This is a genomic window from Myxococcus sp. AB025B (assembly GCF_006518215.1).
Classification (GTDB): domain Bacteria; phylum Myxococcota; class Myxococcia; order Myxococcales; family Myxococcaceae; genus Myxococcus; species Myxococcus fulvus.
Genome location: NZ_SRLW01000367.1, coordinates 1 through 8,736, shown reverse-complemented (window position 1 = coordinate 8,736; position 8,736 = coordinate 1). Strand labels below are relative to the sequence as shown.

General features: G+C 71.7%; 9 protein-coding genes. 3 read left to right on the top strand and 6 right to left on the bottom strand.

Translation table 11 applies throughout. The features are described 5' to 3' along the window. Both FL311_RS37850 and FL311_RS37845 read right to left on the bottom strand, forming a co-directional pair. Positions 1 to 651: cache domain-containing protein (locus tag FL311_RS37850; protein WP_305036181.1), on the bottom strand; the 651-nt coding region annotated here is incomplete at its 3' end. Between the two features lie 148 nt (positions 652 to 799). Continuing rightward, positions 800 to 1,546, bottom strand: coding sequence for a PP2C family serine/threonine-protein phosphatase (locus tag FL311_RS37845; protein WP_194869534.1), 747 nt, complete (start codon positions 1,544 to 1,546; stop codon positions 800 to 802). Between the two features lie 303 nt (positions 1,547 to 1,849). Between FL311_RS37845 and FL311_RS37840 the strand changes: the two genes are divergently transcribed. Then, positions 1,850 to 2,905, top strand: coding sequence for a hypothetical protein (locus FL311_RS37840; RefSeq protein ID WP_194869533.1), 1,056 nt, complete (start codon positions 1,850 to 1,852; stop codon positions 2,903 to 2,905). Positions 2,906 to 3,044: 139 nt separating this feature from the next. Here FL311_RS37840 and FL311_RS37835 read toward each other — a convergent pair whose 3' ends face one another. From FL311_RS37835 to FL311_RS37825, 3 genes are all read right to left on the bottom strand, one after another. Then, positions 3,045 to 4,349: a choice-of-anchor X domain-containing protein gene (locus FL311_RS37835; RefSeq protein WP_141332532.1), complete on the bottom strand. Its 1,305-nt coding sequence runs from the start codon at positions 4,347 to 4,349 to the stop codon at positions 3,045 to 3,047. Between the two features lie 21 nt (positions 4,350 to 4,370). Further along, on the bottom strand, positions 4,371 to 5,255 hold the full coding sequence (locus FL311_RS37830) for a hypothetical protein (protein ID WP_141332531.1): 885 nt from the start codon (positions 5,253 to 5,255) through the stop codon (positions 4,371 to 4,373). Positions 5,256 to 5,423: 168 nt separating this feature from the next. Further along, complete coding sequence (locus FL311_RS37825; protein WP_141332530.1) at positions 5,424 to 6,542, bottom strand: aminotransferase class I/II-fold pyridoxal phosphate-dependent enzyme; 1,119 nt, start codon at positions 6,540 to 6,542, stop codon at positions 5,424 to 5,426. Positions 6,543 to 6,704: 162 nt separating this feature from the next. On the opposite strand from FL311_RS37825, the gene FL311_RS37820 reads away from it, so the two are divergent. Both FL311_RS37820 and FL311_RS37815 read left to right on the top strand, forming a co-directional pair. Continuing rightward, complete coding sequence (locus tag FL311_RS37820) at positions 6,705 to 7,175, top strand: TlpA disulfide reductase family protein (RefSeq protein ID WP_141332529.1); 471 nt, start codon at positions 6,705 to 6,707, stop codon at positions 7,173 to 7,175. Positions 7,176 to 7,196: 21 nt separating this feature from the next. Next, positions 7,197 to 8,246 carry an SDR family oxidoreductase gene (locus tag FL311_RS37815; RefSeq protein ID WP_141332528.1) on the top strand — a complete coding sequence of 350 codons (1,050 nt, stop codon included), beginning with the start codon at positions 7,197 to 7,199 and terminating at the stop codon, positions 8,244 to 8,246. A 20-nt stretch (positions 8,247 to 8,266) separates the two neighbouring features. On the opposite strand, the gene FL311_RS37810 is transcribed toward FL311_RS37815, so the two are convergent. Beyond that, the coding region (locus tag FL311_RS37810; RefSeq protein WP_305036180.1) for a glycosyltransferase family protein at positions 8,267 to 8,736 on the bottom strand (470 nt) is incomplete at its 5' end.

Genomic DNA, 8,736 nt, shown 5'->3' with positions numbered 1-8,736 from the left:
CCGCCCCTCCCCGTCCGCCGCGTCCACCGCCGCCAGCAACGCCTCCGGCGACACCGTGTCCACCGAGCGCGCCACCAGCCGCGAGCCCGCGTGCAGCACCAGCTCCACGCCCCGCTGGTTGCGCAGGTCCTTCAGCGGCGCGTCGTCGAACCGGCTGCCGAGCACCAGGTGCCCCACGCCACGCCCGTCCACCTCCACCGGCCGGGACACCGCCCAGTACGGCGTCTCCCCCACGAACAGCACGCCCGGCGTGCCGGACTTCACCATCCCCGCGAGCGCGGGCAGCGCGCCCGCGTACGAGCCCGCGACGAGCTCACCCTCGGGCCGGGTGATGAGCAACAGCTCCACCGACACCAGCGCCTGCTGCTCCCTGGCGAAGGCCTGGAGCGCGGCGGCATCCAACGTGGGCCCGGACAACAACTCCCGCAGCCGGGCGTTCGCCGCGGCGCTGCGCAGGAGGACCCGCAGCGTGCGGCCCTCCTGGGCCACCAGCCGGCTCCAGGCGGACTCGTCCTGGGTGAGGGAATGCGCCAGCTCCGTGTCCATCCGGGAGCGCAGCACGACGCCCGTGAACGTCACGCACAGCGCGGTGAGGACCAGGATGACCAGCGTGATGGCGGCGGTCAGACGAGCGGCGAGGCTGTGCGTCATGCGCTGCGATGTCGGACGAGAGGGGGAAGGCCCCGGACGGGAGCGCCACCGGGAAGGCCCACCCTACCGCAACATCCGGGGATTTCGCAGTAAGGCGAGGATGACCCGGGAGCCCCCGGTTGACCCTCCCACCTTCACTGACGTGTTCTCACGCGTCGGCCACGCGCAGGACGACGGCGGTGATGTTGTCCTTGCCCCCCGCCTCGAAGGCATCCGCCACCAGCGCGTCGCAGACCTCACGCGCCGAGGACAGACACAGCCTGCGAGTCAGCCCCTCCAGGCCCAGCGGCTCGTAGAGGCCATCCGAGCACAAGAGGAAGACGTCGCCGGGCTGGGCATGCAGCCGCTGGAGCGTGGGCTCCGCGTTGTCGGTGCCCAGCGCCCGGGTGATGAGGTGCCGCCAGTTGGAGGCGCCACCGGGGGGCTCCATGCCCACGTCGCGCAGCTCCTCGATGAACGAGTGGTCCCGGGTGAGCGACTCCAGCTGGCCACCCCGCAGGCGGTACAGGCGGCTGTCGCCGACGTGCACCACCGCCGCGCCGTCCCGCCCCACCGCGAGCGCCACCACCGTGGAGGCCATCTCCGCCAGCCGGCCCACCCGCTGAGCCCGCAGGTTGGCCTGGGCGAGCTGTGAGCACGCCGCCAACAGGTTCTCCTCGCGCGTGCGCCGGGGGTCGGCCACCTCCGGCCACGCCGCCTCGTGCTCCCGCTCCCATCGCTGGCCCAGGCCCGCGAATGTATCCACCACACAGCGGCTGGCGACCTCGCCGCCCTCCTGCCCACCCAGCCCGTCCGCCACCACGTACAACCCCAGCTCCGGCAGGACACAGTAGGAGTCCTCGTTGTGGGGCCGGCGACCGATATGGGTCTGTCCCGCGCTCTCGAAACGCAGCATGACACCGCCTCCTCGGGCCCTCCCCCAGCAAGCGGGAGGCCAGCGCCCATCCCCAGGTGGGCACCCACTACGGATATCTCTCTTTGTGTGACGGCTGGGACCTGAGTGCCAGGGGACCTCGGCGCGCGCCCCGCACTCGTTCGCTGGCGGACGTTGCAAGCGCCCGGGGCTCGCGATTGTTGACCAGCCCAAGGGGGGTGTACCCCCCAGGTGATGGGCGCGCTCCCCCCGTCCCCTGGCAACTTCTCCGTGGGAGAACCGACAATACGGATGCAGCCCGTCGTGCGTCCCGGGAGGTGACAGATGACATCCATCCGCCGACTGTCCTCGAGCATCCTGTCGTCCCTGCGGCGCACGTCGCTGGACGCGGACGTGGGCTCCGTGGCGCCCACGAAGCCTGGCGAGTCGCTCGAGGCCGTGGAGAAGGTGCGCCGGGGGTTCTCCGACGAGAGCGACTTCCAGGTGGACGGCGCGGACGGCGCCGACGCGCTCCTCGCCTCGCTGGAGTCGGCGGACATGGAGCCGGGCGACACGCGCGAGCTGGACCACGCCGCCCTGCGCGTCTTCTCCGGGGAGAGTTCCTTCGAGGCCGCCGCGCCCCGCTACGCGCAGCGCCTGGGCTCGCAGCTTCCCTCGTCGCTGGGCGCGCCGCGGGACGCGGGCAACGCGGTGGGGCCGTCGTCGCGTCGCGGGGGCGGGAGCGTGCCGGATGCCTCGGACATCCTGTCGCCGGACGAGGCCGCGTGGGAGCTGCAGAACCTGGACACGTCCTCGCCCAGCGTGGACGCGCCGGAGGACTTGCTCTCCATGCTGGACCCGCCGGGCAACGCGTGGGGGCCGGTGCACCCGGCGCTCGACCTGCACATGGACGGGTTCGAGGACGCGGTGGGCGGCGCGGATGGACTGGACGCGGGGAGGTACGCGGCCGCGGAGTGGATGGACGCGTCGGTGCGTCCGGCGGGGCCGAGCGAGTTCCTCGCGGACCTGGATGACCTGGGCGACCTGGTGCCGGAGGACCTGGGCCCGGGGGACGCGGCGCTCGCGGGCGTCATGGGCTCGCTCGCGGCGAACCCGGCGGCGGCCAGCGTGCCCGTCAGCGCGGCGATGAGCGCGCAGGGCGTGGACGTGGTGGCGGAGTCGGTGGAGCTCCAGCCGGACGCACAGCCCGTCGACACGGCGACTTCGCTCGACTCGTTCTCCTCGCCGGGCGTCGTCACCGAGGCCTCGGCCGAGGCGCTCTCCCCGCAGGTGGCGGCGCTCAGCGAGCAGTCGGTCTTCGTCGACCCCGCCGTGGCCCAGACCGACCTCCCGGGCGAGCCTTCCGCCTCCGAGCGCGTCCCGGAGCCGACCTCGACCTGACGCTCGCGAACCGCCGCGTCACGCGCGGTCGCGAGGCGACCTGCCACGCGGACACCTCCCGAACCGCCGCGTCACGCGCGGCCTCGAGCCAACCGGACCGGGCGCGACGCCTGCCGTGCGCGGCAGGCCCGCCCCTCCCTCAAGGCCGCTTCTCGCTCGGCTCCTCGAAGGTGGAGTCGTACTGCCGCTGGGCCTCGTCCACCTGGCGCTGGTACTCGTCGATGTAGCGCAGGCGCTGCTCACCCTGCCACTCCGAGGGAGAGAACACGGACGACGGATACACCTGGGTGGTGTGCAGATAGCCACGCTTCGTGGCCATCAGCTCGCGGTCCGGGTCTCCGGACTCCTTGAGCAGGAAGCCCTCCACGTCGCGCAGCTGCAGCGGGAACGTGGGCGCGTCGTCGAGCACGAGCTTGCCGAAGACGCTCAGCTTCACCTCGCGCGCGCCCTCCTTCAGCTCCTCGTTGAAGGACACGTGCGCGAAGGGCTCGCCGCTCTCGTCGTCCAGACGACCGGCGACGACGTACCGCCCCGCCTTGCGCACGTCGATGCCCAGGTACAAGGACAGCGAGCCATCCTCCACCACCTCGCGCACCTTGCCCGTGAGCACCGCGGGCGGCGTCGGCGTGTAGAGGATGTCCAGGAACGCCGCCCCCTCCGCGCGCCCCGAGCGCACCTGCACGTCCACGCGCAGCGTGCCCGAGTACAGCGGGAAGCCCTGCTTCGACGGCTGGAAGCGCCCGGTGAAGACGCCATCCCCGGCGAGCGCATCACCCGCCGCGCCGTCATCCGTGAAGGCCACGGGCACCGCGGGCATGCCCCCCGCGCCCGGCATGTGGTCGGCCTCGCGCGCGGTGGCGGACAGCACCTCGCACGGCCTCGGCGCGCGGTGCGCGTCCTCACAGGAGATGGAGAACAGCACCACCTCGTCACCCACCACGAACACCCGGTCCTGCTTGAGCCGCAGCTGCACGTCGGTGTGCTCACGGCTCAGCGGACGCGTGCGCTCCGGCTCGGCGAGCACCACCTGGTCCGGATGGTCGCGGATGGAGCGGGACTGCGGCGGATACCGCGTGGAGGCCACGTACGACTCCAGCGTCTCCTTCGCCCGCGCCAGGCGCTCCGCCCACATCTCCCGCCGGGCCAGGCGCTCGCGCTGCTCCAGGTTCACCACCGACACGTGCGTGCCCTGGGCATTCGCGGGCGGCCCCTGCGCCAGCCCCACGTCGTCACCGATGCGCTCCAGCCTGGACGGAGGGCCGGCCGGAGAGCCCCTCCAGGCGGCCCGCGCGGAGGCGGACGCCTCGCCAGCTTCCGCCTGCCCGGCCCCGGCGCTCCATCGCCACCACGCCGCGCCTCCGAGGAGCAGGACAATCACCACGAAGGCCCACCCGAGACGACGCGGGTGGGAGACACGAGCGGACTCAGGGCGGGCGGGCATCATGCGTGCTTCGCGGCGAGGGCCCTACTTCGCTTCCGCCACGACGGCCTCGCGAACCTTGGCGACGATGCCGCCCCAGTTCCCGTTGGCGTAGTGATTGAACGACTCGCCGTCGTCCCGCAGCTTCACGTCGTGGTTGAGCCACTTGGCCAGGCCGTTGCTCGTCTTCCCCGTGCCCGTGGTCAGCGTGCCGCCGCAGAACCAGTCACCGGGGTTGCACAGCGAGCTGCCCGCGCTGCCCGACACGCCGCCCGTCGAGTGGTACGCCACCGCCTCGTCGTCCTGGCCCGGCAAGAACCCCGAGTACAGCGTGCCCTTGGCCGCCGCGTACATGTAGAACTTCACGTCCGCCGTGACGTTGTGGTTGTACATCGTGCGCGCCGTGGTGGTGACCAGGTCACTCACCAGCGGCTCGCTCACCGCCCACTCACCCAGGTCCGCCAGCTCGCTGCCGCCGCCGGCGCCGGACGCCACGCGCACCGAGCGGATGTTCCAGCCCGTCTGGGTGGAGCCGTCCGTGTTGCCACACACGCCGCTCGCGTTGGGCGACGCGTTCTTCTTGGAGCGCTGGCTCGTCCCATACATGGCGAGCGCATAGCCAATCTGCAAATCACCCGCGCTGTGCACGGCGATGTAGCACCAGTTGTTGCCCGTGCAGAAGCAGTCGAGCGCGTCGCGGATGCGCGCGTTCTGCCCGCCGATGCGCTCCTTGCCGTTCCAGTTCACCGCCTTCTTGTTCACGCCCGCGGAGGTGCTGGCCGGCCCCCAGTAGCTGAAGTCGGCGTAGTTGCCCGCCTGCGTGGTTCCACCATTCCGTCCGTGAATCCACAGCGTGTAGTCGGTCGCGAAGGCCTGCGTACCGAACAACAGCGTTGCTGCGGCAACCGCCGTACCCATCAGCTTCTTCATCGTGGAACGCCTCCGGCTCGGAGTGGGGGAGCTGCCCGTCGGGTGGGGGACCAGACAGGGGAGCGTCCACTCTAGAGTCTCGGGGTGTAAAAGGTCGAGAACACGGAAACCGTGAACCTGGCGCAAAACCTGACGCAATGCGTCGCCCTCTGTCACACGTGGGATGTCTCACCGGGTGTCGGAGACGAAGCGCTCCAGGCGTGACAAGGCCTCCGGCAGGCTGGTGCGCCCCAGGCCCAGGCGGAAGTGATTGCCGGGGAAGTCATAGACGTCTCCGGGCAGCAGCAGCACGCCCTCGCGCTGGACGAGCGCGTCGGTGAAGTGCGCCACGGGCTGTTCGCGCAGCAGCCGTGGGAAGGCCACGCTGCCGGCGCGCGGACGCACCCAGTGGAACGTGTCCGCGTGGCGCGCGAAGAAGTCGTCCAGCAGGGCCAGGTTCGAGGCGAGCAGGGCGCGGCTCCGCGCCAGCACGCGCTCCTTGGCGCGCAGGGCGATGAGGGAGAGCACCTCGCTGGGAGCGCTGTTGCAGATGGTCGTGTAGTCCTTGTACGCCATGCAGCGGCGCAGCACGTCCACGTCGCGGCAGGCCAGCCACCCCACGCGCAGCCCCGCGAGGCCGAAGGCCTTGGACATGACGCCCAGGCTGAAGGCGCGCGGTGACAGCGACACGGCCGCGGGCAGCCGCGCCGACGCGTCGTGCTCCAGCAGCCGGTACACCTCGTCGGAGAGCAGGTGGATGCCGCGCTCGTCGCACAGCGCGCACAGCGCCTGGAACGTGGCCAGGTCCGGCAGCGCGCCGGTGGGGTTGTGGGGGAAGTTCACCACCACCAGCCTCGTGCTCGGCGTGAGCGCCCGGCGAAGCGCCTCCACGTCGAACGCCCAGCCGTCCTCCTCGCGCAAGGGCAGCAGCGTCACGTCGGCGCCGGTGGCGCGCGCCACCTCGTACAGGGACTGGTAGCCCGGCCAGGTGACGACGGCGTGGTCACCCGGGCCCAGGAGCACGTTCATCAGGATGAACACCGCCTCCTCGGCGCCCGCGAAGGTGAGCACCTCGTCCGACGACAGGCTTGGGTAGAGCGTGGCGATTTCGTCGCGCAGCGCGGGCAGCCCCGGGGCCTCGGTGTAGCCGAGCGTGAGCGCCTCCCAGCGCCCCAGCGCGTCCGGGTCGGCGAGCGCCAGCAGCTCCTTCATCTTCCAGCCCTCGATGTCGGAGGAGCACAGCGTGTAGGGCGTGGCGAACTCCCAGCGCGCGAAGTACCGCTCCAGCTTGAAATCGGGGATGCGCATGAGAGCGACTGTCTGCCCTCTCGGAGGGCCTGCCGTCCAGCGACAGCCGCGCCGGACGTTCTGCTCCGGGCAGGCGGCCGGCACCCCGGTCCGGACGGGCGTTGGGGGATGCATAGCTTGAGGAGCGTCCCTCAAGTCCCAGCCCCTTTCGCGGGAGCCCGTATGCCCACGCATGACATTCCCCTCACCCTGTTGGACCCGGATGGCGGGTGGATCAACGCGCCCGTCCACGTCTCGGAGCTGGACGAGCTGCCGGTGCTCCTCCACTTCTTCTCCCTGGCCGAGGACGCGGACGCCAACGACTTCGCGTCCCTGCAGCGCTTCCTCGCGGAGTTCGGTCCGCGCGGGCTGAAGGTCATCGGCGTGGACGTCACCCACTCCGCCAGCGAGCTGCGCGACACCAACGCGGTGGAGGCCTTCGCGCGCGAGCACGGGCTGGTCTACCCCATCGCCGTGGATGACGGCTCCATGGCCCGCGCGTACGGCGTGAAGCAGACGCCCGCGTGGCTCGTCTTCGACGCGGACGGGCGGCTGCGCCACCACCTGTGCGGCAAGGACGCGGCCCGGCGCGTGCGCCCGCTGCTCGAGCGCTTCACCCAGTACGACACCTCGGCCGCGGCTCCCGCGCCCTGAAGGCTTCCCGGAGGTCACCTCATGGCGGACTGGCGCAAGAAGAGGACGGCGGCGCGCTTCACCCCCGGCACGCTGGCGGCGGCCGGCATCGGCGCGGCGCTGGGGCTGCGCGGGCTCCTCAGACGCCCGCGCTATTCATTCGAGGGGCGCACGGTGCTCGTCACCGGCGGCTCGCGCGGGCTGGGGCTGGTGCTCTGCCGCCAGCTGGTGCGCGAGGGGGCGCGCGTGGCGCTGTGCGGCCGCGACACGCAGTCCCTGGAGCGGGCGCTCGAGGAGCTGGAGCGCGAGGGCGGCGAGGTGCTCGCGCTGCCGTGCGACGTGCGCGACTCCGTGCAGGTGGAGGCGATGGTGGGCGCGGTGCTGGAGCACTGGGGCGCGGTGGACGTGCTCATCAACAACGCGGGCACCATCCAGGTGGGGCCGATGGAGTCCATGACGGTGGAGGACTTCGAGGACGCGGTGGACACGCACCTGTGGGGCCCCCTGCACACGACGCTCGCGGTGCTGCCCGCGATGAAGCAGCGGCGCGAGGGGCGCATCGTCAACATCGCCTCCGTGGGCGGCAGGCTCAGCGTGCCGCACCTGTTGCCCTACTCCGCGAGCAAGTTCGCGCTGGTGGGCCTGTCGGATGGACTGCGCGCGGAGCTGCGCCAGGACGGCATCCGGGTCACCACCGTGTGCCCGGGCCTCATGCGCACCGGCAGCCCGCTCAACGCGCGCTTCAAGGGCCAGCACGAGGCGGAGTACGCGTGGTTCTCCATCAGCGACTCGCTGCCCGGCGTCTCCGTGAGCGCCGAGCGCTCCGCGCGCCTCATCCTGGACGGCTGCCGTCGGGGCGACGCGGAGGTGCTGGTGGGCGCGGCCGCGAAGCTGGGCGCGGTGGGCCGCGCGCTCGCGCCCGAGCTCACCGCCACGCTGCTCGCCTGGGCCAACCGGCTGCTCCCGCAGAGCAGCAGCCAGGATGCGCACCGGGGCGTCGACAGCCAGACGCCCCTCACCCGCTCCTGGCTCACCGAGCTTTCGCGCAGGGCCGCGGAGCGCAACAACAACCAGGACGTGCCCCTGCACTGACAGGGGCGCCGCGCGGGGCGTCAGTCCTGGGCCATCTCCATGGCCCAGTGCCCCCGGTGCTCGTACGCCAGGGCAAGCTGCTCCTCGAGCGCGGTGAGCATCTTCGTGTTGCCCTCCTGCTCGTAGCCCTGGAGCGCCTGCTGGCAGCGCGGCACGCGCGACAGGAACTCCTTGAGCGCGTCCACCGTCAGCGTCTTCACGTACATCCCGTACCCCAGCTGCTCTAGATATAGGGCGTTGATGATCTGCTCGAACTGGCCCTCCAGCGGGATGCTCAGCACGGGCTTGCGCAGGTAGACGGCCTCGCTCATCAGCGTGAAGCCGCCGCTGGCGACCACGCCGCGGGAGGTGCGCAAGTCGTCGATGAAGCCCTTCTCGCTGAACGGCCGGTACGTGAGGTTGCCGTCCACCAGGTCCTCGGTGAGGTCCCTTCGCAGCCCGTACACGCGGCAGGGGATGCCCGCGGCCTTGAGGAGGTCCGGCAGCGCGG